This is a genomic window from Hymenobacter polaris (assembly GCF_012927305.1).
GTDB lineage: Bacteria > Bacteroidota > Bacteroidia > Cytophagales > Hymenobacteraceae > Hymenobacter > Hymenobacter polaris.
On sequence record NZ_JABBGH010000001.1, the window covers coordinates 1,620,253 to 1,646,191 of the forward strand.

Below are 25,939 nucleotides of genomic sequence, written 5' to 3' on the forward strand. Positions count from 1 at the left end.
TAAATCAGTTAAATCTGCGGTTCTAGACGTTAAACCGGAAGTGCATGATGTCGCCGTCCTGCACCACGTAGTCTTTGCCTTCGACGGCCATCTTGCCGGCTTCCTTGATTTTTACTTCGGTTTTATACTCTTGGTAGTCCGGCAGCTTGATGACCTCGGCACGGATGAAGCCCTTTTCGAAGTCGGAGTGGATGACGCCGGCCGCCGCCGGGGCCTTGTCGCCGCGGTGGATGGTCCAGGCGCGCACCTCCTGCACGCCGGCCGTGAAGTAAGTAATCAGGTTCAGCAGGTCGTAGCTGGCGCGGATGAGCTTGTTGAGGCCCGACTCCTGGAGGCCGTACTCGCTGAGAAACAACTCCTTCTCCTCGGGGTCTTCCATCTCGGCAATCTGCGACTCGATGGCGGCCGACACCACTACCACCTGCGCGTGCTCGGCGGCCACGTGCTGGCGCAGGGCATCCACGTACTTATTGCCGTCGGCGGCAATGCTGCCCTCGTCCACGTTGGCCACGTAGATGACGGGCTTAATGGTGAGCAGCTGCAAGTCGGCCACTGCCTCCTTCTCGTCTTCGGTGGCCGTTACGGCGCGGGCGTTCTGGCCAGCGTCGAGGGCGGCCTTAAACTTTTGCAGGGCGGCCACTTCCTTCTTGGCGGCGGCGTCGCCGGCTTTGGCGCTGCGCTCGCTCTTCACCAGCTTCTTCTCGACGCTCTCCAAGTCCTTGAGCTGCAGCTCGGTATCAATCACGTCCTTGTCAAACACGGGGTCGACGCCGCCAGCTACGTGCACAATGTTGGGGTCGTCGAAGCAGCGCACCACGTGAATAATGGCGTCCACCTCGCGGATGTTGGCCAGGAATTTATTGCCTAGGCCCTCGCCCTTGCTGGCGCCCTTCACCAGGCCCGCAATGTCCACAAACTCGATGATGGTGGGCAGCACGCGCTTGGGGTTCACCAGCGCCTCCAGGATTTGCAGGCGCTCGTCGGGCACCGTAATGACGCCCACGTTGGGCTCGATGGTGCAGAAGGGATAATTGGCCGACTCGGCCTTGGCGTTGGATAACGCGTTGAAAAGCGTGGATTTGCCGACGTTCGGCAGGCCGACAATACCGCAGCGGAGGCCCATTTCTTTGAAGTTATGAGTTATGAATGATGAGTTATGAGTTATTCACGGCTCACGGGGCAAAGGTACGGCGGCGGCGCGGGGCGGCCCTAAATGCCAGCGCCACCACCCCTAGGGGCAGTGGCGCGGCAAAAGGCAGCAAGGGTTAGACCGGCTGTTTAGTAGGTGCTGTCGCCGAGGTCGGGCAGGGCGTCGGGCTGCTGGCCGTCGGGCCGCGGCAATTGGCCGTCGGGGCTATCGGCGCGCTCGGGGCGGGGGCGGTCCAGCTCGGCTACTTCCTCGGGGGTCAGCAGCTCGTCGCGCACGTAGTCTACGGCGTCGTGCAGGGCATCAATAAACTTGTTGAAGTCTTCCTTGTAGAGAAAAATCTTGTGTTTTTCGTAGCTGGCGGGGCCGTCGGGGTCGGCGCCGGGCCGGCGCTTGCTTTCCGTAATGGTGAGGTAATAGTCTTGGCCACGGGTAGCCTTCACATCGAAAAAATACGTGCGCTTACCGGCCTTCATGCGGTAGGAGTAAATTTCTTCCTGGTCTTTCGGGTATCTTTCGTCCACGAGCTAGCTTTGTAAAAAGGTGGGGTGCGAGAAAATTAAGTAGCGAGGATGCGGATAAATTCAAGTAACTAAAGCGCCCGTGCTCGTTCTTCGGCTAGGCATAAGGGTCGCTGCTTTAAGTCAAAAATAAGCGCTGAAACTGCATTCGCCGCGTTGGTGTTAATCAATACGTAACACCTGTTCAAGGCTCGCCTGGCGGCCATTTAGGCTGGTCTGGTAGCTCAGGCACTCATAGCCAGCTTACTAGCCTACCTACGGCTCTGGCAACTTTGCAAAGCCGCTGCCAAATGCCTTTTATCTGAAACCCCTAATTTTCTATGCCTACCTCCTCCGGGCTGGACCTGGCCGCCATTCGCTCGTTCGAAAACCTGGAACTGCTGGCCCGGCAGCTGGTCGATGGCTTCGTGACGGGCTTGCACCAGTCGCCTTACCACGGCTTTTCGGTCGAATTTAGCGAACACCGGCTCTACAACCCCGGCGAGAGCACCCGCCACCTCGACTGGAAGGTGCTGGCCCGCACCGACAAGCTGTTTGTGAAGCGCTACGAGGAGGAAACCAACCTGCGCGCCCATCTGCTGCTCGACGTGAGCCCGAGCATGTATTACCCGGTGCCGGGCCACGACAAGCTGCGTTTTTCGGTGCTGGCGGCGGCGGCCCTTACTACCCTGCTCACTCGCCAGCGCGACGCGGTGGGCCTCGTCACGTTTGCCGAGCAGGTAGAGCTGCAAACGCCCGTGCGCAGCACCAGCACCCACCGCCACACGCTGCTGCTGGCCCTGCAACAGCTGCTGGAGCGCCCCGCCCCCACCCCGGCCACCCGCCGCCACACCGACGTGGCGGGCGTGCTGCACACCATCGCGCAGCAAATTCCGAAGCGCTCGCTAGTTATTCTATTCAGCGACATGCTGGGGCGCGGGGCCGAGGAGCAGGCGGCCGCGCTGGCCGCCCTGCAGCACCTGCGCCACCAGCACCACGAGGTGCTGCTGTTTCACGTGCTCGACCGGGCCACCGAAAGCAACTTCGAGTTTGAAAATCGCCCCTACATCTTCGAGGACGTGGAAACGGGCCAGGAGATTCGGCTGCAACCAACCCAGGTGCGGGCCCAGTACCAGGCCGCCATGCAGCAGTTTGAGGCCGAGCTGGCGCTGCGCTGCGGGCAGCTCAAGATTGATTTTGTGCCCGTCGACGTCCGCGAGCCGTTCGCGAAGGTGCTGCAAGCGTATCTGGTGAAGCGCGGCAAAGCCCGCTAAGTTGATAATATGGGAAAAGTAATTTTTGGGACGGTGCTGCTGGTGCTGGCCATTGACGCGCTGCTGGCCCTCATCACGGGCTACGTGGCGTACTCGCGGGGGCGCTCGTTTCGGCGCTGGTTTTTATTTGGCATGGTGCTGCCCTTTATCAGCATCTTCGTGGCCCTAGGGGTGGGCATTGCCGACGAACTGCGCCGCGAGCGGGCCCGCGGCGGCGCGCCCGCCCCCACGCCCGAGCCCGGCGAATTTTAAGAGCTAACCCGTTGGCCACCAATACTTGGCAGCCATACCCCTAGGGCAGCTCACTGGGGCGCTGGCGGCAGGCCCTACTTTTGCCGCAGTTTTCACGGTGCCGGCCTAACCGGTTTTACTTGACTTTTTATGTACCAAGTTCTTCTCTTTCTGCACTCCTGGCTGCGCTGGTTCGTCATTGGCGCGGGCCTGCTGGCCGTGTTCAAAGCCTACGCGGGCTGGTCGGGCAACCGCCCCTTTACCAAGGGCGACAACGCCGTGACCGCCGCCTTCTCGGGCTTTATGTGGCTGCAAGTCATCGTGGGCCTAGGGCTGTACTTCGGGGTTAGCCCCTGGGGCCTCAATGGCCTCAAGCAGTACGGCATGCACAATACCGAGGCCCGCTTCTTCGGCGTCGAGCACATCGCCGTGATGATTTTGGCCGCCATCCTGGCCCAGGTAGGCCGCATTGCGCTCAAAAACGCCCCTACCGACACGCTGAAGCACAAAAAGGCTTTTATCTACCTTGGCATCGCCCTGCTGCTGGTGCTGCTCATGATTCCGTGGGGCATCTGGAACCCGTACCGGCCGGTTTTCCAGGGACTGTAGCCCGACTTGGCTAGGGTTCCAAATAACTACCTACCACCAGGCCAACCCTAAAAAGGCCGCCCAATTGGGCGGCCTTTTTAACGTTCCCGAAGCTTAAAGCTGCCGGCTACAGCGCCTGGCCGCCGCTCACCTCAATGCGTTGGGCATCAATCCAGTAGGCGTCAGGAGTACAGAGAAAGGCTACTACCGGGCCGATGTCGGTGGGCAGGCCCACGCGGCCCAGGGTGGTGAGGCTGGCGATGTGGGCGTTCACTTCCTTGTTGTCGCGGGTGCGGCCGCCGCCGAAGTCGGTTTCGATGGCGCCGGGGGCCACGGTGTTGACGCGGATACGGCGGGCGCCCAGCTCCTTGGCCTGGTAGCGGGTTAGGGTTTCGAGGGCCGTCTTGGCGCTGGCGTAGGCCGACGACATGTTGTTGGCCATGCGCGTAAGGCCCGACGAGATATTGACGATGCCGCCGCCATCGCGGAGCAGCGGCAAGGCCTTCTGCGTCAAGAAGTACGGGCCTTTGAAGTGGATGTTGACAATCTCATCGAACTGCGCCTCCGTGGTGTCGGCGATGGGCGCGTAGAGACCAGTACCGGCGTTGTTGATGAGAAAGTCGAAGCCGTCGGCGTCGAAGGTGCCGCGCAGGGTGGTCTTCACCTGCTCGAAAAACGCGTCGAAGCTGGCTACGTTGCTGGCATCGAGCTGCAGGGCGGCGGCTTTTTGGCCTAGGGCCGTGATTTCGCCCACCACGGCCTCGGCCTCGGCCTGCTGGCTGTGGTAGGTCAGCAGCACGTCGAGGCCTTTTTGGGCGAGGTGCTGGGCCATGTTCTTGCCCAGGCCGCGGCTGCCGCCGGTTACCAAGGCTATTTTGGTATCGCTCATGTAGAAAAAGAAGGGGTTATTGTGGGGGCAAAGGTCTGGGCGCGGGCCGGCCCGGCGCTGGTGAGTAGCCCAGTTTTTTAGGTGAGTAGTTCCGCTTTTTCGCGCCGGGCGGCCCAGGCCTCTTCCCGGAACTGCCGGGGCGTGATGCCCACGAAGTGCTTGAAGAACTTGGTGAAGTTGGACGGGTCGTAGGTGAGCTGCGCGGCCACGTCGGCAATGGTGCGGCCGGGCTCCAGCAGCAGCGCCTGGGCCACGGCTACCAGCCGGCGCTCGTAGATGGCGCAGGCGGCCGCGCCGGTAGCCTGCTTGATGGTGTTGCTCAGATGGGTAGGATGCAGGCAGAGCTGGCTGGCAAAATCGCGGATTTCGAGCGCCTCGGTGGCGCGGCCGGCTACCAGGTCGTCGACGTGGGCGTGTACGAGGCGGGTGAAGTCGGCCACAATCTCGTGCTGGCGAGCCAGGATTTTCTTCGGAATGGGCGTGGTAGGCATAGGTAGCTAACAGCGAGCGCGGCCAAATGGCGGCCGCTACATCCAGTTTACGCACGCGGCTTCAAAATACTTTCTACCTTACCGGCTTCTTCAAATACCCTGATTCGCCATGCCCGCCGACTACCTCGCCAGCGCTCGCCAACAGTTTGCCGCGTACAAGGCCCTAGGGGAGAAAGCCCTGGCGCAGGTGCCCGATGAGGCGCTGGGCTGGCAGCCCAACCCCGCCTGCAACAGCATGGCCAGCATCGTGAAGCACCTGGCCGGCAACATGCTGTCGCGCTGGACCGACTTTCTGACCAGTGACGGCGAGAAGTCCTGGCGCCAGCGCGAAGCCGAGTTCGACAACGACTTGGCGACCCGCGCCGAGGTACTGGCCCGCTGGGAAGCCGGCTGGCAGTGCCTATTCGCCGCCCTAGAGTCGCTGACCGAGGCCGACTTGAGTTGTACGGTGTACATCCGCCACGAGCCGCACAGCGTAGTGGAAGCTATCAACCGGCAGCTGGCGCACTACCCCTCGCACGTGGGCCAGCTGCTGCTCATGGGCAAGCTGGTGCAGAGCGAGGCCTGGCAGTCGCTGTCCATTGCGCGGGGCGGGTCGGCGGCGTTCAACGCGGACAAGGAGGCGCAAGCGGGGCGCCAGCCCTAGGTTTGATTCACGCAACTTCGCGCCATACTCCAGCTGCACACCCTTGAAGATTGCTACCAGCAGAAGCTGCACTGGCTGCCCGCCGACCTGCGGCGGGACATGGGACACTTCAACGTGTTTCGGCTCGACGACTTCGCGGGCCGACAGCGGGCAATCTCCCGTACAGCCGCAAGGACTTCTACAAAGTCACGCTGGTAGCAGGCCGCAGCCGCTACTATTTTGCCGATAAAACCCTTGCGTTGAGCGGCCACGCCCTGTTTTTCGGCAACCCGCTGGTGCCCTACGACTGGGAGTTGCTCGATGCCAACCTGACGGGCTTCTTCTACATCTTCACCGAGGCTTTTTTGCAGCGGCAGCTGAGCACGCCGCTGGCCGAGCTGGCCATATTTCGGCCGGGTGGCTAGCCGGTGTACCAGCTCGGCGAGGCCCAGGCCGCGGCCTTAGGGCTGCTGTTTGAGAAAGTGCTGGCCGGGCTGCACGCCGACTACGCCCTCAGGTACGACCTGCTGCGCACCCACGTGCTTGCTGCACAGCACCTTCAAGCTGCAACCGGCCGCCGCGCTCCACCACGGTAGCACGGCCGCCACGCGCCTCGCCGCGCTGTTCACGGAGCTGCTGGAGCGGCAGTTTCCGATTGAGCTGCCGGGCCAGCGGGTGCGCCTGCGCTCGGCCGAGGCCTTTGCCGGGCAGTTGGCAGTGCACCTCAACCGGGCGCTTAGGCAGGTGACGAACAAGACTACCACCCAGCTCATTGCCGGCCAGCTGGTGCAGGAGGCCTACGCCCTGCTGCGGCACACCAGCTGACCGGTGGCCGAGATTGGCTACTGCCTGGGCTTCGAGGAGCCGGCGCACTTCAGCAACTTCTTCCGCAAGCACGCTGGGATGGCGCCCTCGGCCGTGCGGGCAGTTTGATTTTTGCAAGCATCGGTTTGAAGCGGGTAAGCCGCCGGGCCAGGGGCAGCGCTTGTTTTGCGGTATCAACAACGACTGCTTTATGAGTTCTCCTAAAAGCTGGTTCGTTACCGGAGCCTCGCAGGGCCTAGGCCTGGCGCTGGTGCAGCGCCTGCCGCGCGAAGGCCATCGCGTAGCTGCCACCTCGCGCCGCCTGTCGTCTCTCACCGAAGCGGTGGGTACGGCCAGCTGCAGGTAAACCTGGCCAACGATGCCGACGTGCAGCGGGCTATTACTTGAACCATCAGCACCTTCGGCCGCCTCGACGCAGTGGTGAACAACGCCGGCTATGGCCAGGTTGGCAGCCCCGAAGAGCTGAGCAACCAAGAAGCGCGGCAGCGTCTCAACGTCAACGCGCCCTGCCGCCGCAGGTGCTGCGCCACGCCGCACCTGCGGCGGCAGGGCACGGGCCGGGTGTTCAACATCTCGTTGGTGGGTAGCTACACGGGCAGCTTTGCCGGCTGGGGCATCTGCTGCGGCATCAAGTTCGTGGCAGTCATCCTTACCTAGTCATATACCGCTGATACGCAACAATTTGACATACACGCTATAGTGATGTAGCCCGGCTACTTCCGCACCGGGTTTCCGAAGGGTGGCTCGCTGGGCACGCCCCAGCAGCTCCTGGCCGCCTACCAGGCCATGCGCCACTCGCAAGCCGCGCACCAGCAGCCCACTAACGGCCGGCAGCCCGGCTACTCACTGAAGGTGGCCCAGGTGCTCATCGAGGTAAGCGAGGCCGAACACCCGCCCCCGCACCTGTTCCTAGGGGCCGACGCCTACCAACTCGCGGCGCAGAGAATAGCCTTTGTGCAGCAGCAGATGCAACAGTGGCAGGCCATGGCCACGGCCACCAACCCCGCGCTGGCAGCATAATCCCTAGGGCCGTGCGCACCAAAAAGCCCCGCTACCGCAACCGGCAACGGGGCTTTTGGTGGCTGTCAGCGGCTACTTCTTGCGCACCACGATTTCCACGCGGCGGTTCTGCTGGCGCCCGGCGGGGGTGGCGTTGGTGGCTACCGGTTTCTGCTCACCGAAGCTCTCGGTGTCCACCCTGTTCTTAGTGAGCTTACTGTTTTTCACCAGGTAGGCCTTCACGGCGTTGGCGCGCTCCTGGCCCAGCTGCATGTTGTAGCTGGCATCGCCGCGCGAGTCGGCAAAGCCCGTTACCTGCACATCGCGGCTGGCGAAGCGGGTGCCGATGGAGTTGGCAATCTCGTCGAGCGTAGCGGCAGCGGTGGGCTTGATGGTAGCCTTATCGGTATCGAACAGCACATCGTCGCTCACGGCGTACACGCTGTAGGTGCTGTCCTCGGTAACGGTAATATTGGGCAGGCGCACTTCCGGAAATTTTACGCTCTTCAGCTTGGCTTTGCTTATATCGAAGGCATTAGCCACGCTGCCAGCGGCATTGCCCGCTACAGTAGCGGCCGACTTACCATCGCGAAAGACCACGGCCGTATCGGCGGTGGCTTCACCAGCCTGGTTGTGCTGGGCAGCTTCGGAAGGAGTGGTTTGCTCGCAGGCCGTGAAAGCCAGGGAAGCCGCCGCGAAAAAGGGGATAATTACATTTTTCATTGGATTTCTACGCTTTATCCGCCCAGAAAGTTGAGTTTTGCGCATAATCCTGGTTGCTACTAAAGCCATTGGGCTGGCTTATGCGCCTTTAGCCAGCGCCTGGATTTCCCGCTTCGTTGGCAGGATTTATGGGCTAGATTAGGTACTTGGCCACCAGCTCGCCAATAAAAGAAAGGCTTGCTGCTCAACAAGCAGCAGGCTCAAAACTCCAAAGCGACCCTAGGGCCTACTGCCCCAGCACCATGGCAAATACGAGCGGGGCCACGATGGTGGCGTCGCTCTCGATAATGAACTTGGGGGTTTTCTCGCCCAGCTTGCCCCAGGTAATCTTCTCGTTGGGCACGGCCCCAGAGTAGCTGCCATAGCTGGTCGTCGAGTCCGAAATCTGGCAGAAGTAGCCCCACAGCGGCACCGAGTGGCGCTGCAAGTCCTGGTGTAGCATGGGTACCACGCAGATGGGGAAGTCGCCGGCAATGCCGCCGCCAATCTGGAAGAAGCCGATTTTGCTTTCCTCGGTAGCGGTTTTAGTGTACCAGTCGGCCAGGAAAATCATGTACTCGATGCCGGTGCGCACGGTGTGCACGTTCTGCACGTCGCCCGAGATAACGTGGCCAGCGAAGATGTTGCCTAGGGTCGAATCCTCCCAGCCGGGGCAAATGATAGGCAGGTTTTTCTCGGCCGCGGCCAGCATCCACGAGTCCTTGGGGTCAATCTGGTAGTACTGCTCCAGCTCGCCGCTCAGCAAAATCTGGTAGAAGAACTCGTGCGGGAAGTACGCCTTGCCTTCCTTATCGGCCTTCTCCCAGAACTTGAGCACCGTGTGCTCGAGGCGGCGCATGGCCTCCTCCTCCGGAATGCAGGTGTCAGTCACGCGGTTCATATGGCGCTCCAGCAGGGCCTGCTCGTCGGCGGGCGTCAGGTCGCGGTAGTGGGGCACGCGCTCGTAGAAGTCGTGAGCCACCAGATTGAAGATGTCTTCTTCGAGGTTGGCGCCGGTACAGCTGATAATCTGCACCTTATCCTGCCGAATCAGCTCGGCCAGCTGGATGCCCATCTCGGCCGTACTCATGGCGCCGGCCAGGGTTATCATCATCTTGCCGCCATCGGCCAGGTGCTTATTGTAGCCCTCGGCCGCGTCGATAAGCGCAGCGGCGTTGAAGTGGCGGTAGTGGTGCTTGAGGAAGTTGGTGATTTGCATGGTGAGAGCGTTGTCATGCTGACGAAGGAAGCATCTTGTCAGGCACGGCTTTACGGGGTTCATCCTGACAAGATGCTTCCTTCGTCAGCATGACCCTGGAGAATTACGCCGGTTCGGCGATTATCAGATTGTGGTTAGTATAGATGCAGATATCGGCCGCGATGTGCAGGGCCTCTTCTACCATCTGGCGGGCCGTGAGGTGCGGCGCGTGCTTTTTGAGGGCTAGGGCGGCCGACTGCGCGTACATAGCGCCGCTGCCGATGGCGGCCACGTCCATATCGGGCTCCAGCACGTCGCCGGTGCCGCTTACTATCAGCAGCTCGTCGCGGTCGGCCACCACCATCATGGCTTCGAGCTTGCGCAGGTACTGGTCTTTGCGCCAGTCCTTGGCCAGCTCAATGGCGGCGCGCTTGAGGTTGCTGCCATAGGACGAGAGCTTCTCCTCGAAGCGGTCGAGCAGCATAAAGGCATCAGCCGTGGAGCCGGCAAAGCCGGTAACCACTTTGCCGTCGTTGAGTTGGCGCACTTTGCGCACGTTGTTTTTGGCCACGTGCTTGTCCATGGTGGCCTGGCCGTCGGCCCCTAGGGCTATCTGACCGTTGTGGCGCACGCCAAGCACGGTGGTGGAACGGATTCTGGTCATAGCGAAAAAAGGGATTAAACGCAAGCAGGTGGCCGAAGTGACCACCTGCCTGTGTTTCGCCGCGCAAAATTACGCCGCCTTCGCTAAGCCAGCCCTATATGCCGTTGGCGGTGCGACGCTTCTTTTCGTCTTTGGTTAGCGTTTCCAGGTCGGCCAAGGTGCGTTTCTCACGGCGCGAGAGGTCAAACGTATTCAGCTTCATCAGGTAGCCGTCGGCGCGGGTCAGGTCGCCGGCCCAGATGGCAGCTTCGGCGGCATTGAAGTAGGTAGCCGTGGTGATGTCGCCGTTAATGCGGGCATTCTTATCACTGGGCTTGGCCTCGGCCAGCGCCTTGTCCCACTGCGTGAGGGCGGTAGTGAAGTACTGGCGGCTGTCGGCCATGCCCTCAGCCAGCTTCTTATAGCCCACTATGGCTGCTTCGTAAGCGGGCGCATACTCGTCGTAAGTCATTTTCTTTGGCTCCACGGTGTAGAGCACGGTAGTGCGCGACACGGGCGTGGTGCCAAACTGGCTGTCGAGGTACTGCTGGGCCAGCTTCAGGTTCTCGTCGCGCAGCTTCAGCTCCAGCGGGTCGAGCGCCAGCTTGCGCTGCTCGGGCGACATGAAAGCCGCCTGCGTAGTGCGGAAGTGCTGGTACTCAGTGGTAGCCGGAATAGTTTCTTCCAGCACCGTGCCCTTGCCCGGCACCTCCACCTTTACGCCCACCGGGTAGCGGTAGTCAACCAAATAGGTGGGATTGTTGGGCGTAGAAGCGCCACTCAGATACGCAGAGCCCGATTCGTCTTTTTTCGGGTCGGTAGCTTCCATGCCGTACATCGTGACGGTGATAGTTGCCCCCTGGCCGCCCCGGTTGTAGCCAGCCAAGTGCAGGTTGCCGGCCACCGCACTCTTATCTACCACCGGGCGCAGCAACGGCGGCTGGGGCGGGGTTTTCTGGGGTGGGTAGGGTAGGCTCAGCACGGGCTTGCCCTCGTTGAGCACGCCCTTATTAAGCATTTTTTGGGCTAGCGACTGCTTATTATACTCGGCCAGCTTTATTTCATACTCGGCCTTGGCCTGGGCCACGGCTTTTTCGTGGGTGGCCTGGGCCTGGGCAAAGTCCGAGTCCTGGTTGGCTAACGCCCGCTTGTATTCAGCTTCAGCCTTGGCATTGTCGGCTTCGTAAGGAGCCAGCACCGCCACTTGGTAGGTCTTTATCGATTTGTCGAGCGGCGTGAGGGGCAAGCGCTGGTAGTCATACTTCACGTCGCGGTCGGTAATATGCTGCGCAGATACCGAAAAAGTACCTAAACTAGCAACCGTACTCAGTAGTAAAAAAACGTTCTTCATTGAATTAAAAAAGCTGATTGAATAATTGGAAATCCTTGCAAAACTAGTAGTTGGCGCAGCTATTTCAAAATAAATCAACCCAACAATAATAACTAAGAAAAATACTATTTTATAGATAAGCAAAAAGCCCCGAGTTGTCTATGGTAGACAACTCGGGGCTCAGCTTGCCAGCACTTGATAAGCTTTAAATCAGCATCCGCAGGGGGTCCTCCAGCAAAGCCTTCACGGTTTGCAGGAAGGCCGCGCCGGTGGCGCCGTCCACCACGCGGTGGTCGCAGCTCAGGGTCACCTTCATCACGTTGCCGATGGCCAGGGCACCGTCCTTCACCACGGCGGTTTGCTTGATGCCGCCCACGGCCAGGATGCAGGCATCCGGCGGGTTGATGATGGCGGTGAACTCGTCGATGCCGAACATGCCCAGGTTGCTGATGGTGAAGGTGCTACCCTCCCACTCGGCGGGCTGCAGCTTCTTGCTCTTGGCCTTGCCGGCCAGTTCCTTCACCTCGGTGGCAATCTGCGACATGCCCTTGCCGTCGGCGTTGCGCACTACCGGCACCAGCAGGCCCTCGTCCACGGCCACGGCCACGCCGATGTTCACCTGCTTGTTCTGGCGAATCCGGTCGCCGAGCCACGACGAATTGATAACCGGATGCTGCTTCAGGGCCACGGCGCAAGCCTTGATAACCATGTCGTTGAACGAGAGCTTCACCGGCGACAGCTCGTTGAGCTTGGTGCGAGTTTCCATGGCCTTGTCCATCACAATTTCCATCGTGAGGTAGAAGTGCGGGGCCGTGAAGAGGCTCTCGCTTAGGCGGCGGGCAATGACCTTGCGCATCTGCGACACCGGGGTATCGGTGTAGGTGCCTTCCTGGGCGGCGGGCACGGCGGCGGGCTTGGCCGGGGCAATCTCGGGCGCGTTGCCCTGGATGGCGTCGGCCTGCAGGTTGGCGGGGCCGGCTGGCTGGGTGGCGGCCGTGGTGAGCGGCGCGTTGGTTTGGGTGGCCGGGGCAGCCCCTAGGGCCGCCGACGAGCTAGCGCCGGCTTGCGGCTGGGCGCCTTCGAGGTCGCGGGCCACGATGCGGCCGTTTTCGCCGCTGCCCTTCACCTGGCGCAAGTCCACGCCTTTCTCCTTGGCAATGCTCTTGGCCAGGGGCGAGGCCAGCAGGCGACCATTGCTGGCGCCGCCCGAGGCGGGTGCTTCGGCTGGGGCCGGGGCGGCGGTGGGCGCGGCAGCTTCGGGGGCCGCCGGGGCCGGGGCAGCGCCACCGCTCTGGCCGCCTAGCAGGGCCTGGATGTCAGCACCTTCCTCGCCGATGATGGCCAGCACGCCATCCACGGCTACGGCCTCCCCCTCTTTCGGGCCAGTGTAGAGCAGGGTGCCGTCCTCGTAGTTTTCCAGCTCCATGGTGGCCTTATCGGTTTCGACCTCGGCCAGCACGTCGCCCGACTTCACCTTGTCGCCCACCTTTTTCAGCCAGCTGGCGATGGTACCTTCGGTCATCGTATCGCTCATTTTAGGCATGCGCACCACAGTGGCTTTCTTGCCATTGGCGGGCGCGGCCGGCGCAGCGGCCGGCGCGGGAGCCGGGGCAGCGGCTTGGGGCGCCGGAGCAGGGCTAGGGGCCGGGGCGGCCGCCGGGGCTGGCTGGGGCGCGGGGGCCGGGGCGGCGGCACCGCCGCTTTGGCCGCCAAGCAGGTTGGCGTAGTCCTCGCCTTCCTTGCCTACTACGGCCAGCACGCCATCCACGGCCACGGCGTCGCCTTCCTTGGGGCCGACGTAGAGCAGGGTGCCATCCTCGTAGTTTTCCAGCTCCATGGTGGCCTTGTCGGTTTCGACTTCGGCCAGCACATCGCCCGATTTTACTTTGTCACCTACTTTTTTGAGCCAGGATGCAATGACGCCTTCGGTCATCGTATCGCTCATTTTGGGCATTTTTATTACTACAGCCATGATGGGGAGGGCTAGGCAGTTGCGAGGGTCAGGGTTGAGAAGGCCAAAATTAGAACATAAATGCGGGCCATTGCTGCTTAAAGTAAGCACTGGCAAATTTTGCCAGCCCTTGGGCAGCGGCGGCCCGGCCGCCAGCCGCCGGGCCACAAGACGCATTTTTTAGTTTAAGTGGCTTACGTTCAAGAAATTACGAATAGTGTAGCGCGCACCAATGCGGTGCAGCTTATACAAGCCCAGGTTGTGGTGCTCGAAGCCGTCCATGCAGCGCAGGGGGTAGCCTAGCAGCTGGCACAGCAGCACGCGCAGGGCCCGGCCGTGCATACACACCAGCACAATGCCCTCGGCGGGCTGGCGTTGCAGTGCCTCGATGAATGGGCGCTGGCGGGCGGCCACCTGGGCGGGGCTCTCGCCGCCGGGCAGGTGGGCGTGCTCGTTGCCGGCCAACCACTCGGCCAGCACGTGGGCGTACTCGGCGTCTTCCTCGGGGCTGATGCGGCTGCCCTCGCGGGTGCCCCAGCTGATTTCGTTGAGGGCCGCGGTAGCCTCGTGCGGCAGGCCTAGGGCCAGAAAGCGCTGCACCGACTGCTGGGTGCGCTTGAGCGCCGAAGTGTAGACGCGGTCGAAGGGCACGTCCTTATACCGCTCCCAAAACAGCTCGGCCTGGCGGCGGCCCCGCGCGTTGAGGTCGGAGTCGATGCCGCTGCCCTGCACGATGCCCTGCACGTTGAAATCGGTTTGGCCGTGGCGGAGGAGGTAAATCTGCTGCATGAACGCGGGAGGGTGCGCCAGCGGCGCGGAACAATGCCGCAAAGTTGGGGTTGAATGGCAAACGCCCGCGCCGGCCCGCGCATTTAAATTACTGCCGCCAACGGCCGGGCGGGCCGCATCTTTGCCCCGCTTTTCTTTTCTGCTCCTTGTCATGACCCTCGCCGATATTCAGCGCTGGACCAGCCAGCGCCCCACCCTGGCCGATGCGCTCGGCATCGAGCTGACGGCCCTCACCGACGAGTATTTGGAGGGCCGCATGCCGGTGGATGGCCGCACCCACCAGCCCATGGGCCTGCTGCACGGCGGGGCCTCGGTGGCGCTGGCCGAAACCCTGGGCAGCATCGGGGCGGCCACCCGCCTGCCCGACCGCACCCGGCAGGCCTGCGTGGGCCTGGAAATCAACGCCAACCATTTGCGCGGCGTGCAATCGGGCTTCGTGGTGGGCCGCGCCCGGCCGCTGCACGTGGGCCGCAGCACCCAGGTGTGGGAAATTAGAATTACCGAAGAAGGCACCGATAAGCTGGTGTGCATCAGCCGCATTACGATGGCGGTAATTGATTTATAGGCTCCCCGTACTGGCTGCATGCCCTTTTCTCCTACCCTTCGGCTACTAGCTTGGCCCGCCACCGCGGCCGCCCTCGATTTCTGGGCTCGCCTGCGCCACGTGGTGGCGGGGGCCCTGCGCACGGGCCGGCCGCTGGCCCTGTGGCGCGAGCCGGGCGCCCCGCACCCGCGCCTGCTGGTGGCCCGCTCGCTGGAGGCGGCCTACACCGGCCTGCCGCCCGCCCTAGATGCGCAGGCGCCCGCGGGCTTCGCCTTCTTTCCCTTCCAGGATTCCGACCACAACCCGGCGTTTTTTTTGCCCGCCGATGTGCAGTACGACCTGGCCGAGCCCGCCGCTGTGGCCGTGGCGCCCGCCGCCCGCGAGCTGGTGCCGAGCCTCACCGCCTGGCTGGCCCACGCGCCCGAGCCCGCCGCGCCCCTGGCCTGGCACTACAGCCCCCGCCCCGCCCCGCCCACCGCCCCGGCCGCCGCCTACGAGCAGCTGGTGCGCCAGGGCGTGGCGGCCATCGCCAGCCGGCAGGTAACCAAGGTAGTTACCTCGCGCGCCGCCACCCGCCCGCTGCCGCCGGGCTTCGACGCGCTGACTGCGTTTCGGCACCTGGCGGGGCAGCACCCGAGGGCCCTGGTGAGCCTGGTGAGTGTGCCGGGCGCGGGCACCTGGCTGGGGGCCTCGCCCGAGATACTGGCCGAGGTGTCGGCCGACGGTTTTTTTCGCACCATGGCCCTGGCCGGCACCCAGCCCGCCGTGGCCGGCCAGGCTCCGCAGGCGGCCATCTGGCGCCAAAAGGAGATTGAGGAGCAAGCCTTGGTGGCGCGCTACATCGTGAGCTGCTTCAAGCAGCTGCGCCTGCGCGACTACCTGGAGGAAGGGCCCCGCACGGTGGCCGCCGGCCAGCTGCTACACCTGCGCACCGACTTTGAGGTTGATTTTAAGAACGTGCCGCACCCGGCCGCCCTGGGCACCGACATGCTGCGGCTGCTGCACCCCACCTCGGCCGTGGGGGGCATGCCCAAGGCGGCGGCCCTAGGGTTCTTGCAGCAGCACGAGGGCTACGACCGCGCCTACTACAGCGGCTTCCTGGGGCCGGTGAACGTGGCGGCGCCCGGCATTTCGCGCCTGTTCGTGAACTTGCGCTGCCTACAGCTGCGGCCCGAGCAGGCCGTGCTCTACGCCGGCACCGGCCTCACCATCGACTCGGACCCACTGCGCGAGTGGCAGGAAACCGAGCTGAAAATGCAAACGGTGGGGAGTGAATTGATGCGAGGCAGGGCAACTTAGGGGAAAAAAGAACGTCATGCTGAGCTGGCCGAAGCATCTCTACCGCGCCGCTCGGGCGTCGTTCAACGACGTGGTAGAGATGCTTCGGCCAGCTCAGCATGACGTTCTTTGTAAGCTCTCTTTCTTCTAGCTCTTCCCGCTTTCCCGCCTTGCAAGCCGTTACCAACATTGCCGAAATCTGCGCCCGCCACGGTATTACCGACGTTATTCTGTCACCGGGCTCGCGCTCGGCGCCGCTCACGCTGGCCTTTGCCCGGCACCCAGCCTACCGGGGGCGGCTGCGGGTGGTGCCCGACGAGCGGGCGGCGGCGTTTATCGGGCTGGGTATTGCGCAGGCCACGCGCCGGCCGGTGGTGCTGGTGTGCACCAGCGGCACGGCGGGCCTCAACTACGCGCCGGCCGTGGCCGAGGCCTTTTTTCAGCAGGTGCCGCTGCTGGTACTCACCGCTGACCGGCCGCCCGAATGGATAGACCAGCTCGACGGCCAAACCATTAGGCAGCGCCACCTCTACGGCGCGCACGCCAAGGCCGCCTTCGACTTCCCAGCCGATACCAGCCACCCCGACGCCAAGTGGCACGCCGCGCGCGTTATCAACGAGGCGCTTAACCTCACGCGCGCCTTTCCGGCCGGGCCGGTGCAAGTCAATATTCCGTTGCGCGAGCCCTTCTACCCTAGGGCCGGCGAGGAGCTGCAGTACGAAACCGACGTCAAAATAATCCGTGAGGACGCCGCCAACGCCCAGCTGCCCCCGGCCGAAATCCTGGATTTGCGCCGCCAGCTGCGCGAGGCCGGGCGCGTCGTGGTGGTGGCCGGCCAGCAGCCCCACGACCCCACCCTGACGGCCGCCCTCTACGAGTTTTCCCAGGTGCGGCAAGTGCCCATCGTGGCCGATACCATTGCCAATTTGGGCGAGGTGCCGGCCGTGCGCCGGCAGGATATTTTCCTGGCGGGCCTCTCCCAAGCCGACAAGGAGGCCCTCCGGCCCGACCTACTCATCACCTTTGGCCTCTCGCTTATCTCCAAGAGCCTCAAGCTGTTTCTGCGCGAGGCGGCCCCTAGGGCGCACTGGCACCTGCAAGCCGCGGGCGAAGTGGCCGATACCTTTCGCAGCCTCACGCGCATCATCCGGGTGCCGCCGGCCGTGTTCTTCCAGCAGCTCACGGTGTACGATACCAAGGACTACCACCGCGATGAGGTACGCGAGTTGCGTATGGGTCAACAGCTCATCGAGGGTTCGAATCCCATCCTCTCTGCTAATCTAGACCAAGGTTCGAATTCCCCCTTCTCCACGAGCACTGCGGCTGAGTCGAACCCAAGTGGGCTCACCACACCTAGCTTCACCTGGCAGCAGGCCGATGCGGCGGCGGCCGGGTTTTTGGCGCAGTTCTTCGCAACCGGGAACCAGCCGTTCAACGAGTTCTCGGCCCTGCGAGAGGCCCTAGGGGCGCTACCAGATGGCACGGCCCTGCACCTGGCCAACAGCATGGCCGTGCGCTACGCCAATATCGTGGGGCTACCCGAGGGGCGCGGCGTGGACGTGTTTGCCAACCGCGGCACCAGCGGCATCGACGGCTGCACCAGCACGGCGGTGGGCGCGGCCCTGGCCCAGCCGGGGCGCCCGGTGGTGCTGCTCACGGGCGACGTGGCGTTTTTCTACGACCGCAACGCTTTCTGGCACAACTACCCCACGCCCAATCTGCGGGTGGTGCTGTTCAACAACCACGGCGGCGGCATCTTCCGCCTCATCGACGGCCCTCGGCAGCAGCCCGAGCTGGACGAGTTCTTTGAAACCACGCAGGCGCTCACGGCCGAAAACCTGTGCCGCGATTTCAAGTTCCAGTATTTCCCGGTTTCCACTTTTGCCGAACTTGCGGCCGCGCTACCGGTTTTCTTTGCAGTTGAAAGCGGCGCGGCGGTGCTCGAAGTCTTCACCGACTCGCAGACTAATGCCGCCTTTTTCGAGCAGTACCGCGCCGCCGTTAAGCAAGCTTTTTCTTAAAGAACAACTCTGCGTCCTCTGCGCAAACACTGCGCCCTCTGCGGGCTAAAACATTCGAACAACTTTCCCGCAGAGGGCGCAGTGTTTGCGCAGAGGACGCAGAGTGCAACGACCCATTTTATGTCAGAATCCATCCAGTGGACCCCGATTAAGGAGTTCCAGGAAATCCTCTTCACCCAGCACGGGGGCATCGCCAAAATCAGCATCAACCGGCCGCAGGTGCACAATGCCTTCACGCCGCTCACGGTGCAGGAGATGATTGAGGCCATGCACATCTGCCGCGACCGCACCGACATTGGCGTCATCATCCTCACCGGCGAGGGCGGGCGCGCCTTTTGCAGCGGCGGCGACCAGAGCGTGCGCGGCCACGGCGGCTACGTGGGCGAGGACACCGTGCCTCGCCTCAACGTGCTCGACTTGCAGAAGCTTATCCGCTCCATTCCCAAGCCCGTTATTGCCATGGTGGCTGGCTGGGCCATCGGCGGTGGCCACGTGCTGCACGTGGTGTGCGACCTGACGGTGGCCGCCGATAACGCCCGCTTCGGGCAGACCGGCCCCAAGGTGGGCTCGTTCGATGGTGGCTTTGGGGCGAGCTACCTGGCGCGCATCGTGGGCCAGAAGAAGGCGCGCGAAATCTGGTTTCTCTGCGACCAGTACGATGCCCAGGAAGCCCTCGACATGGGCCTGGTAAACAAGGTAGTACCGCTCGATAAGCTGGAAGAAACCACCGTGAGCTGGTGCCACAAAATCCTGCAGAAAAGCCCCTTGGCCCTGCGGATGCTCAAATCGAGCTTCAACGCCGAGCTGGACGGGCAGGCCGGCATTCAGGAGCTGGCCGGCAACGCCACGCTGCTCTACTACCTCTCGGACGAGGCCAAGGAGGGCAAGAACGCTTTTTTGGAGAAGCGCCAGCCCGACTTCGACAAGTTTCCGAAGTTTCCGTAGGTCCTAGGGGCGTATAGCTTTGATTGTTCAAACGTACAGGATTTCCGCCATGGCGGAAATCCTGTACGTTTTTCTTTTTGCTGCCAGGCGGCTGGCTACAAGCGGTTTAGCTGGCCCATCAACCTCCAGCCAGTCCTAGGGCCCCGCAGCAGCATAACGTAACTACTTGCTGAATTGAGCGTTAGCCAGCTCATTAGCAGTTATTCCTTTCGGCCATGCAACAAATGCAGCAAAACCACTACCCCAAGTTCTTTCTGATGCTCGCCGCCTCATTTGTGGTGATGTACGCGGTGATGTACCTCAATACCTACCAGTGGAGCGACGTGTACCCCAGCCTGATGCGCTTCTACATGACCTGCCTGATGGTGCTGCCGATGGGCCTCATCATGCTGGGCTTCATGCAGAAGATGTACCCCAACCGCAGCGTCAACCTCTTCATTGGCGGCTCGTTTACCACGCTGTTCGTGGTGGTGTGGTTTATGATGCGCCAGCAGGCTTTCGTGGGCGATGTGCGCTGGATGGAAGCCATGATTCCGCACCACTCCATCGCCATCCTCACCAGCGAGCGCGCCGCCATCCGCGACCCGCAGGTGCGCACGCTGGCCGACAGCATCATCGCGGCCCAGAAGCGCGAGATTAAGCAGATGGAAGGCTACCTCAAGCGCCTCAAGCAAGAGTAGGCAAATGTGGCCGTCACCAGTATAAACGACAAAGCCCTGCTGATAGCAGGGCTTTTGTATGCCGCCTAGGGCCAACCTAGAAGCTGAACCCAATGGCATGCAGGCACTGGCAGAGGCCGTGGAAGAAGCGGCGGTTCTCGTGCTTGCGGTACTTCTTGATGGCCTTGGCGCGCGCCTTGATTTCGGCGGGCGTAGGGCCACTGCGACGAGCCACGGGGCGAACTTCGAACGTGACCATCTCGGGGGCGGCGGGCAGGGTAGCTGTCATGGCTTTAGACGAATGGTGTAGTGTAAATATACGAAATAAGGGGTTAGCAAGTGCTCACTCACTAGTAAAATAATCAATTTCTTACTGGTTTGAGGGTATTTTTGCGGACTATTTCACTTTACCATGAAGAAATTTCTCTTATTGCTGGCGCTACTGGCTGGCCTGGGGCCCGCGGCGGCCCAGCAGGCGGCGCCGGCCTTACTCCTCCCCCACCCGGCCTGGATTGAGCAGGGCAACATTTACGAGGTGAACGTGCGGCAGTACACGCCCGAAGGCACGCTCAACGCCTTTGCCAAGCACCTCGACCGGCTACAGAAGATGGGGGTGCAGACGCTGTGGTTCATGCCGTTGAACCCCATTAGCCAGAAGGAGCGCAAGGGCAGCCTGGGCAGCTACTACGCCGTGCAGGACTACCAGAAGCTGAACCCCGAGTTTGGCACCATGGCCGACTGGCAGCGGCTAGTGAAGGAGATTCACGCCCGCGGCATGAAGGTGATTATCGACTGGGTACCCAACCACACCGGCGCCGACAGCCCCTGGCTGACCCGCCACCCCGACTTTTTTACCAAGGACAAGAATGGGCAGCCCGCCGTGCCCTTCGACTGGACCGACACCCGGCAGCTGAACTACAAAAACCCCGAGCTGCAAGACAGCATGATTGCGGCCATGCGCTACTGGGTGCGCAGCAGCGACATCGACGGCTTCCGCTGCGACGTGGCCTGGAACGTGCCGGGCGCTTTCTGGCGGCGCGCCATTCCGGAGCTGCGGCAGGCCAAGCCGCTGTTTATGCTGGCCGAGGGCGACAGCGCCTACCTGCCCCGCTCGGGCTTCGACGCGGTGTACCCCTGGCACATGTTTCACGCAATGGAGAAGCTGGCGGCCGGCCAGCGCCCCGCCACGGTGCTCGACAGCGTGTGGCAGGAGCAGCGGCGCAAGTACCCTAGGGGCACCATCGAGATGTATTTCACCAGCAACCACGACGAAAACAGCTGGAACAAAGCCGACTACGGCACTTTCGCTGGGCCCAAGCACGCGCCGTTCGCGGTATTCACGCAAACCATGGGCGAGGGCGTGCCGGAAATCTACAGCGGGCAGGAAGAGCCCGTGCGGCGCCCGCTCAAGTTCTTCGACAAAGACCCCATCACGTTTGGCAAGTACGAGCGAGCCAAGTTTTATAAAACCCTGCTCGACCTGCGCAAGCGCAACCCCGCCCTGGCCGCCGACGCCGCGTTTCGCAAGGTGCAAGCGGGCGATGAGCGCGCTGTGTACGCCTACGTGCGCGAAAAAGCGGGTAAAAAGGTGCTGGTTATCCTCAACTTTTCAGCTAAGCCCCAGACCATCAGCGTAAAAGAAAAGGCGCTGCTGGGCCGGCCTTACAACCTGTTTATGTATACCACCGAGCCGCTCACCAGCAAGCCTTGGCAAATAGAGCCCTGGGGCTACGTGGTGTATGAGTACGGGCGCTAAAGAAAGTAAGCTAAGCTCTAGGGCCTGGATGCGGCGGCAGTGGTAGCTTGGGGTAGCCGGGCGGCCCTTGCCCGGCCATTCTTGCCCGCCATGACCGACGCCGAGTATCAGTTCAACATTCAGCAGTTTCGGCGCAGGCACTGGCTACACTACGCCGGGCAGGGCCTGCTGATGGGCGCGACCCTGCTGGCCGTGCGCAGCCAACTCGCCGGTCCGGCCGAAGAAGTGCCCCACCTAGCTACGGGCACCAACATGCTGGCCCTGCTAGGCGCCATCCCGCTAGTTAGCCTGATGCTGTATGTGCTGAGCCGGGCCATCCGGCCCAACCTGCGGCGACCCTACGCCGAAAATATGCGCCTCTACCAGAGCCGCTTGGTGATGCGCAACAGCCTACTAGCACTGCTAGGCCTGCCGGTATTAGCTTGGTATCTGCTGCGGCCGCAGCCGCTAACTCTGGTAGGCTACGCGGCCCTGCTACTGGCGCTGGCCTGGCTCACGGTGCCTACGGCCAAAACCTACCAGCGCTGGCTGCTGAGCTAAGCGCAGGAGCACGGCAGACCGCACGCTCCTACCGACTCAGCTAGTAGCGTGCGGCGGGCCCTAGGGTCTTAATCGGGCGCCTACTTCGTCACGACCTCCAGCTGCCCGCCGGTGTTGAATAGCTGGTAGGGCACGAAGTAGCCGTTGTTCGCGGTGCCGTTTACCTGGATGGTGCTGAGGTTGCGGCTGGGGCCGGACTTTTTCATCGTCAGCACTTTGCCGCCCGGCATGGTCCAGCGCACTTCGTCGAACAGGGGGACCGTAACGATATAGCGCGTGTCGGCGGCGGAGAGGGGGTAGAGGCCGGCGGCGCTGAACACGTACCAGGCCGACATCTCGCCCGCGTCGTCCATGCCCGAGAAGGCCAAGCCTTTTTCGCCGGTGTTGTAGAACTTGGCCATGATTTCATCGAGGCGGCGCTGCGATTTCTCGGGCTTGTCCACGTAGTAGTAGGCAAACGGCGCCTCGTGGTCGGGCTGGTTGCCCTGGCAGTACTGGCCGATGAAGCCCGACACGTTGCGGGCGATGTAGGCGGGGTTCCAGGGCACGGTGAAGAGCGAGTCGAGCTTGGCCTCGAAGGGCCTAGGGCCGCCGTAGAGCTGCACCAGGCCCGGCATGTCGTGGGGCGCGAAGAAGGACACCTGCCAGGCGTTGGCCTCGCGGTACATGTACTCGTAGTAGGGGTACTGCGGGTTGAAGTGCTGCACCCACTGGCCGTTGGCTTGCCGGCCGCGCATGAATTTGGTGCTGGGGTCGAACACGTTGCGGTAGTTTTTGGAGCGCGCCATCAGGGTGCGGTACTGCGCGGTGTCGTGCAGGGCCTGGGCCAGCTGGGCCACGGCGTAGTCGTCGAAGGCGTACTCCAGCGTTTTCGACACGCCGGCGCTGCCGGGGGTTTCCACGTTGGGCGCGGCTACTTCGGTGGTCGAGATGTAGCCCTTCTCGATATACTCCTTGATGTGGGGCCGGGTGCCGCCCTCCACGTTGGCATTGCGCAGCAGCAGGCGGTACACGTCCTGCACGTCGAAATTGGTGACGCCGCGCTGGTAGGCCCCGGCCACGAACGAGGCCGCGTGGTCGCCGTGGAAGAAGGTGGGGATGAAGCCCGTCTTGTCGCCGATGTCCTGCATCGACTTAATAATGTCGGTGGTCACGCCCGGCTCCAACATGCTCATCAGCACGTCTTTGTTGCGGTAGGTATCCCAGAGCGAGGGCAGGGTGTAGTACTGAAAGTCGGCCTTCACGACCTGGCCTTTCACGTCGGTGTATTCGCCATTGAGGTCGCTACGCAAGGCGGGCCACAAGAACGAGCGGTAGAGGCAGGTGTAGAACATGGTTTGCTGCTGCGCCGTGCCGCCCTTCACGGCCACGCGGGTCAGCAGCTGGTTCCAGGTGGCGGTGGCGGCGCGGCGCACCTCCTCGAACGAGCGGGTGCCCAGCTCCTGCGCCAGGTTTTGCTGGGCGTTGGCGGTGCTCACGAACGAGAGGCCGATGCGCAGCTCCACGGGCTTCCGGCTGCCGTCGGCCAGCTTTACCACGGCCAGGCCCTCGCGGGTACCCTTGCCCTGGATGGCAATGTCTTGAATATCATCGCTGAGCTGGGCGTAGAAGTAGGCGGTTTGGCCGCCCGTCTTCTGGAAGCCCTGCACCACCCTAGGGCCCACTTTCTCGATAATCCAATCGTTGACGCGCTCGTTGGAGCGGCCCAGCTTAAACACGAGGCTGCGGCCCTGGGGCTGGGCGAAGGTGTACTGGTGCAGGCCGCAGCGCAGGGTCGAGGTCAGCTGCGCGCGCACGTGGTAGTCGTCCAGTGTCACGCCGTAGTAGCCGGGCGCCGCCGTTTCGGTATCGTGCGAGAAGCGCGAGGAGTAGCTGCCATCGGCCTTGGCTGGGCCCACCACGGGCAGCACCGGCAGGTGGCAGAGGTTCCAGTGGCCTTTGTTGGTGTGCGCAAACCCTTGGATAACCGTATCCTCGTACTGGTAGCCCGAGCCGGTGTTGAACTCCGTAACGGGGCTAAGCTGCACCATGGCGTTGGGCAGGGCGCTGCCCGGAAACGCCAGCCCGGCCCACACGCCGTGCCAGTCGGGCGGGGCCACGTAGCCCACCAGCTTGGGGTCGGTAAATGCCGCCGTGCCGATAAGCGGGTTGACGTACTGGGCGGGGCCCTGGCCGGCCGCGTCGCCCCCACCCGAGGTAGTGGGCACCGTGCGGGCGCAGGAACCGAGCCCTAGGGCCGCGAGCAGAAACAAAGAGCGTAGGCGGGGTTGCGTCATGTTATCGATGAAAAGGACTTAGAAGGTGGTGGGATGGGCCCTGGTGGTGGACCCCACCCCCGGCCCCTCCCCTTGGGGAGAGGGGAGCCGAACGATTGCTCACGACTGCGCCGCCGTGGCTCCCCTCTCCCGGAGGGGAGGGGCCGGGGGTGGGGTCTTACGTTTGCCAACCTACTCGGCCTGCTTAACAAAGCGCTTGGCCAAGTGCTGCCCGCCGCTGAGCCACGACACGGTGTACACGCCAGGCGCGAGCGACGATACATCGAGCGTTGCGGTCGGGGCGCTGGCAGTCAGCACCGTGCGCCCTAGGGCATCGGCCACCGTCACCTGGCCGGCTATTGGCTGGCGGTTGGTTTGCAGGGTCAGGCGGTTCGTGGCGGGGTTGGGAAACAGGTCGGTGGCTTTGGCAGCGGCGGCGCTGGTGGCAGCTAGCGGCGTAGCGGCCGTGACTTGCGCCACGCGCAGGATGGCGGCGGCGGCGCAGGCCTGGCCCATCATTTGGATGGAGCCGGGGAAGAGGTAGCGGCGGTCGATGCTCCAGGTGCCGTCCGAGTCGTTGTAGGAGCCGGGGTAGTAGCCGAGCTGGTCGCGGCCGTAGTCGATGAGGTAGTCCACGATGTTGCGGGCCGCGTCGAGCCACTTGGCGTTGTGGTCCACCTCATAGAAGTCCACCAACATTTCTACCAGGTCGCTGCCGCCCCAAAACGAAATTTCGCGCACGCCCTGGCCGGGGGTGTACCACTGGCGCAGGCAAGCGTTGGCCATCAGGGTGGCGTCATCGAGGTAGTGGCTGTCGCCGGTGCGCTGGTAGAGGCGCAAAGCCAGCTGAATGTCGGGCGTAGTTTGGTAGGCGCGGTAGCCGCCGCCGTTTTCGCCGTGGCCGGCCAGGCTCCAGGCGCCGTTGTTGTTGAAGGAAAACTGGTTGATGAGGTTGGTGCCGGCATCGCGCAGTCGCCAGTTCACGTTGTTGATGCGCTCGTAGTAGCCCTTGGCAATATCCAGGTACATCGGGTCGGGGTTGTCCTTGGCCAGCTCGGCGCAGTGCAGCGCGGGCAAAATCGTGGCCTGCGAGTAGAACTTGCCCCAGCCCAGCTCGGCCTCCTTTTGGGGCACGCCCCAGTTGGCGTCGCGCGCCCCCAGGCAGTAGTTGAGGCCGATGAGCGAGCGGTCGCGCAGGCCGGTTTCGGTGGGCAGTACCTGCTGGTAAGCATCGAACAGGGCCAGGCCCACGATGGCGTTGTCGTCGTAGAGCGGGTCGGCGCCGGGCACGATGTCGGAGGCGTACTTGCCGTTTTGGCGGTACTGGTCGAGGGCGTAGGCGTAGGACTTGAGGCGGGCGGTGTACTTGGTGGGGTTTTCGAGGGCGCCGTAGCGCAGCGCCCGCAGCATGTGCGAGGCCGGCCACACGTAGCTCACGCCGCCGCGCTCCACGATAACCTCCTCATTACCATTGAGCTGCTCCACGTAGAGCTGCTTGCTGGCGTTGTAAAACTTGGTGTTGAGCTTGTCGAGAATGGCTTCGCCAGCCACCTGGTACTTGTTCTGGGCCTGGGCGGCCGGGACCGCGAGCAGGCTGACGGCCAGCAACAGGGCCAGGGGCAGCCCCCCTAGGGTGCGGGTAGAAATGCGCCTCATAACGAGCGGGAAAGGGTGGGAAAAGGTATAGATGGGTGAGGGCCGCCCCACCCCCGACCCCTCCCCTACGGGAGAGGGGAGCCTAATGAGTTCATAAATGCGC

Annotated in this window: 31 protein-coding genes; 18 read left to right on the forward strand and 13 right to left on the reverse strand. The window is 62.9% G+C overall.

Annotated elements, in window-relative coordinates:
- Positions 1-22: 22 nt before the first annotated feature.
- A complete protein-coding gene (gene ychF, locus HHL22_RS06905) occupies positions 23-1,123 on the reverse strand; it encodes a redox-regulated ATPase YchF (protein ID WP_169530197.1) in 1,101 nt (366 codons plus the stop codon).
- A gap of 155 nt (positions 1,124-1,278) precedes the next feature.
- Positions 1,279-1,671, reverse strand: a complete 393-nt coding sequence (locus HHL22_RS06910; protein WP_169530198.1) for a DUF3276 family protein — start codon at positions 1,669-1,671, stop codon at positions 1,279-1,281.
- Between the two features lie 317 nt (positions 1,672-1,988).
- Between HHL22_RS06910 and HHL22_RS06915 the strand changes: the two genes are divergently transcribed.
- From HHL22_RS06915 to HHL22_RS06925, 3 genes are all read left to right on the forward strand, one after another.
- Positions 1,989-2,921 carry a DUF58 domain-containing protein gene (locus tag HHL22_RS06915; RefSeq protein ID WP_169530199.1) on the forward strand — a complete coding sequence of 311 codons (933 nt, stop codon included), beginning with the start codon at positions 1,989-1,991 and terminating at the stop codon, positions 2,919-2,921.
- Positions 2,922-2,930: 9 nt separating this feature from the next.
- Positions 2,931-3,173 (forward strand): hypothetical protein, encoded by a 243-nt coding sequence (locus tag HHL22_RS06920; RefSeq protein ID WP_169530200.1) that lies wholly within the window; start codon positions 2,931-2,933, stop codon positions 3,171-3,173.
- A 129-nt stretch (positions 3,174-3,302) separates the two neighbouring features.
- Positions 3,303-3,761, forward strand: coding sequence for a hypothetical protein (locus HHL22_RS06925; RefSeq protein ID WP_169530201.1), 459 nt, complete (start codon positions 3,303-3,305; stop codon positions 3,759-3,761).
- Between the two features lie 106 nt (positions 3,762-3,867).
- On the opposite strand, the gene HHL22_RS06930 is transcribed toward HHL22_RS06925, so the two are convergent.
- The gene (locus HHL22_RS06930) at positions 3,868-4,629 is read right to left on the reverse strand and encodes an SDR family NAD(P)-dependent oxidoreductase (RefSeq protein WP_169530202.1); all 762 of its coding nucleotides are present in this window, start codon (positions 4,627-4,629) and stop codon (positions 3,868-3,870) included.
- A gap of 77 nt (positions 4,630-4,706) precedes the next feature.
- The gene (locus HHL22_RS06935; RefSeq protein ID WP_169530203.1) at positions 4,707-5,120 is read right to left on the reverse strand and encodes a helix-turn-helix transcriptional regulator; all 414 of its coding nucleotides are present in this window, start codon (positions 5,118-5,120) and stop codon (positions 4,707-4,709) included.
- Between the two features lie 109 nt (positions 5,121-5,229).
- Here HHL22_RS06935 and HHL22_RS06940 point away from each other — a divergent pair, with 109 nt between their 5' ends.
- The 8 genes from HHL22_RS06940 to HHL22_RS06960 all read left to right on the forward strand — a co-directional run bounded on the left by HHL22_RS06940 (position 5,230) and on the right by HHL22_RS06960 (position 7,590).
- The gene (locus HHL22_RS06940) at positions 5,230-5,766 is read left to right on the forward strand and encodes a DUF1572 family protein (RefSeq protein ID WP_169530204.1); all 537 of its coding nucleotides are present in this window, start codon (positions 5,230-5,232) and stop codon (positions 5,764-5,766) included.
- Between the two features lie 239 nt (positions 5,767-6,005).
- Complete coding sequence (locus HHL22_RS23970) at positions 6,006-6,170, forward strand: hypothetical protein (RefSeq protein ID WP_241737983.1); 165 nt, start codon at positions 6,006-6,008, stop codon at positions 6,168-6,170.
- A gap of 3 nt (positions 6,171-6,173) precedes the next feature.
- On the forward strand, positions 6,174-6,341 hold the full coding sequence (locus HHL22_RS23975; protein ID WP_241737984.1) for a hypothetical protein: 168 nt from the start codon (positions 6,174-6,176) through the stop codon (positions 6,339-6,341).
- On the forward strand, positions 6,289-6,570 hold the full coding sequence (locus HHL22_RS23980; protein WP_241737985.1) for a hypothetical protein: 282 nt from the start codon (positions 6,289-6,291) through the stop codon (positions 6,568-6,570). The genes HHL22_RS23975 and HHL22_RS23980 overlap by 53 nt, the downstream gene beginning before the upstream one ends.
- A gap of 3 nt (positions 6,571-6,573) precedes the next feature.
- The gene (locus HHL22_RS23985; RefSeq protein WP_241737986.1) at positions 6,574-6,678 is read left to right on the forward strand and encodes a helix-turn-helix domain-containing protein; all 105 of its coding nucleotides are present in this window, start codon (positions 6,574-6,576) and stop codon (positions 6,676-6,678) included.
- Between the two features lie 82 nt (positions 6,679-6,760).
- A complete protein-coding gene (locus HHL22_RS06950; protein WP_169530205.1) occupies positions 6,761-6,916 on the forward strand; it encodes an SDR family NAD(P)-dependent oxidoreductase in 156 nt (51 codons plus the stop codon).
- Between the two features lie 44 nt (positions 6,917-6,960).
- A complete protein-coding gene (locus HHL22_RS06955) occupies positions 6,961-7,227 on the forward strand; it encodes an SDR family NAD(P)-dependent oxidoreductase (RefSeq protein WP_317172644.1) in 267 nt (88 codons plus the stop codon).
- Positions 7,228-7,356: 129 nt separating this feature from the next.
- Positions 7,357-7,590 carry a hypothetical protein gene (locus HHL22_RS06960; protein ID WP_169530207.1) on the forward strand — a complete coding sequence of 78 codons (234 nt, stop codon included), beginning with the start codon at positions 7,357-7,359 and terminating at the stop codon, positions 7,588-7,590.
- A 72-nt stretch (positions 7,591-7,662) separates the two neighbouring features.
- Here HHL22_RS06960 and HHL22_RS06965 read toward each other — a convergent pair whose 3' ends face one another.
- The 6 genes from HHL22_RS06965 to HHL22_RS06990 all read right to left on the reverse strand — a co-directional run bounded on the left by HHL22_RS06965 (position 7,663) and on the right by HHL22_RS06990 (position 14,182).
- On the reverse strand, positions 7,663-8,292 hold the full coding sequence (locus HHL22_RS06965) for an OmpA family protein (RefSeq protein WP_169530208.1): 630 nt from the start codon (positions 8,290-8,292) through the stop codon (positions 7,663-7,665).
- A gap of 226 nt (positions 8,293-8,518) precedes the next feature.
- The gene (locus HHL22_RS06970) at positions 8,519-9,490 is read right to left on the reverse strand and encodes a deoxyhypusine synthase family protein (protein WP_169530209.1); all 972 of its coding nucleotides are present in this window, start codon (positions 9,488-9,490) and stop codon (positions 8,519-8,521) included.
- 103 nt (positions 9,491-9,593) lie between these two features.
- Entirely contained in the window at positions 9,594-10,133 is a 540-nt protein-coding gene (gene hslV, locus HHL22_RS06975) for an ATP-dependent protease subunit HslV (RefSeq protein ID WP_169530210.1), read from the reverse strand.
- A gap of 94 nt (positions 10,134-10,227) precedes the next feature.
- Complete coding sequence (locus tag HHL22_RS06980; protein ID WP_169530211.1) at positions 10,228-11,463, reverse strand: hypothetical protein; 1,236 nt, start codon at positions 11,461-11,463, stop codon at positions 10,228-10,230.
- A 184-nt stretch (positions 11,464-11,647) separates the two neighbouring features.
- The gene (locus HHL22_RS06985) at positions 11,648-13,414 is read right to left on the reverse strand and encodes a pyruvate dehydrogenase complex dihydrolipoamide acetyltransferase (RefSeq protein ID WP_169530212.1); all 1,767 of its coding nucleotides are present in this window, start codon (positions 13,412-13,414) and stop codon (positions 11,648-11,650) included.
- Positions 13,415-13,573: 159 nt separating this feature from the next.
- The gene (locus HHL22_RS06990; RefSeq protein WP_169530213.1) at positions 13,574-14,182 is read right to left on the reverse strand and encodes a histidine phosphatase family protein; all 609 of its coding nucleotides are present in this window, start codon (positions 14,180-14,182) and stop codon (positions 13,574-13,576) included.
- Between the two features lie 151 nt (positions 14,183-14,333).
- Here HHL22_RS06990 and HHL22_RS06995 point away from each other — a divergent pair, with 151 nt between their 5' ends.
- The 5 genes from HHL22_RS06995 to HHL22_RS07015 all read left to right on the forward strand — a co-directional run bounded on the left by HHL22_RS06995 (position 14,334) and on the right by HHL22_RS07015 (position 19,650).
- Positions 14,334-14,747, forward strand: a complete 414-nt coding sequence (locus HHL22_RS06995) for a hotdog fold thioesterase (protein WP_169530214.1) — start codon at positions 14,334-14,336, stop codon at positions 14,745-14,747.
- An 18-nt stretch (positions 14,748-14,765) separates the two neighbouring features.
- A complete protein-coding gene (locus HHL22_RS07000; RefSeq protein ID WP_169530215.1) occupies positions 14,766-16,025 on the forward strand; it encodes a chorismate-binding protein in 1,260 nt (419 codons plus the stop codon).
- Positions 16,026-16,174: 149 nt separating this feature from the next.
- Positions 16,175-18,025: a 2-succinyl-5-enolpyruvyl-6-hydroxy-3-cyclohexene-1-carboxylic-acid synthase gene (gene menD, locus HHL22_RS07005; RefSeq protein ID WP_241737987.1), complete on the forward strand. Its 1,851-nt coding sequence runs from the start codon at positions 16,175-16,177 to the stop codon at positions 18,023-18,025.
- A 120-nt stretch (positions 18,026-18,145) separates the two neighbouring features.
- Positions 18,146-18,970 (forward strand): 1,4-dihydroxy-2-naphthoyl-CoA synthase, encoded by an 825-nt coding sequence (gene menB, locus HHL22_RS07010; RefSeq protein WP_169530217.1) that lies wholly within the window; start codon positions 18,146-18,148, stop codon positions 18,968-18,970.
- A gap of 215 nt (positions 18,971-19,185) precedes the next feature.
- Positions 19,186-19,650: a DUF305 domain-containing protein gene (locus HHL22_RS07015; RefSeq protein ID WP_317172634.1), complete on the forward strand. Its 465-nt coding sequence runs from the start codon at positions 19,186-19,188 to the stop codon at positions 19,648-19,650.
- A gap of 76 nt (positions 19,651-19,726) precedes the next feature.
- Here HHL22_RS07015 and HHL22_RS07020 read toward each other — a convergent pair whose 3' ends face one another.
- Positions 19,727-19,918 carry a hypothetical protein gene (locus HHL22_RS07020; protein ID WP_169530218.1) on the reverse strand — a complete coding sequence of 64 codons (192 nt, stop codon included), beginning with the start codon at positions 19,916-19,918 and terminating at the stop codon, positions 19,727-19,729.
- A gap of 123 nt (positions 19,919-20,041) precedes the next feature.
- Between HHL22_RS07020 and HHL22_RS07025 the strand changes: the two genes are divergently transcribed.
- Positions 20,042-21,385, forward strand: coding sequence for an alpha-amylase family glycosyl hydrolase (locus HHL22_RS07025; protein ID WP_169530219.1), 1,344 nt, complete (start codon positions 20,042-20,044; stop codon positions 21,383-21,385).
- A 90-nt stretch (positions 21,386-21,475) separates the two neighbouring features.
- Positions 21,476-21,925, forward strand: a complete 450-nt coding sequence (locus tag HHL22_RS07030) for a hypothetical protein (protein ID WP_169530220.1) — start codon at positions 21,476-21,478, stop codon at positions 21,923-21,925.
- Between the two features lie 80 nt (positions 21,926-22,005).
- On the opposite strand, the gene HHL22_RS07035 is transcribed toward HHL22_RS07030, so the two are convergent.
- Positions 22,006-24,201, reverse strand: a complete 2,196-nt coding sequence (locus tag HHL22_RS07035; protein WP_169530221.1) for a GH92 family glycosyl hydrolase — start codon at positions 24,199-24,201, stop codon at positions 22,006-22,008.
- Positions 24,202-24,372: 171 nt separating this feature from the next.
- A complete protein-coding gene (locus tag HHL22_RS07040; RefSeq protein WP_169530222.1) occupies positions 24,373-25,836 on the reverse strand; it encodes a T9SS type A sorting domain-containing protein in 1,464 nt (487 codons plus the stop codon).
- Between the last annotated feature and the right edge of the window lie 103 nt (positions 25,837-25,939).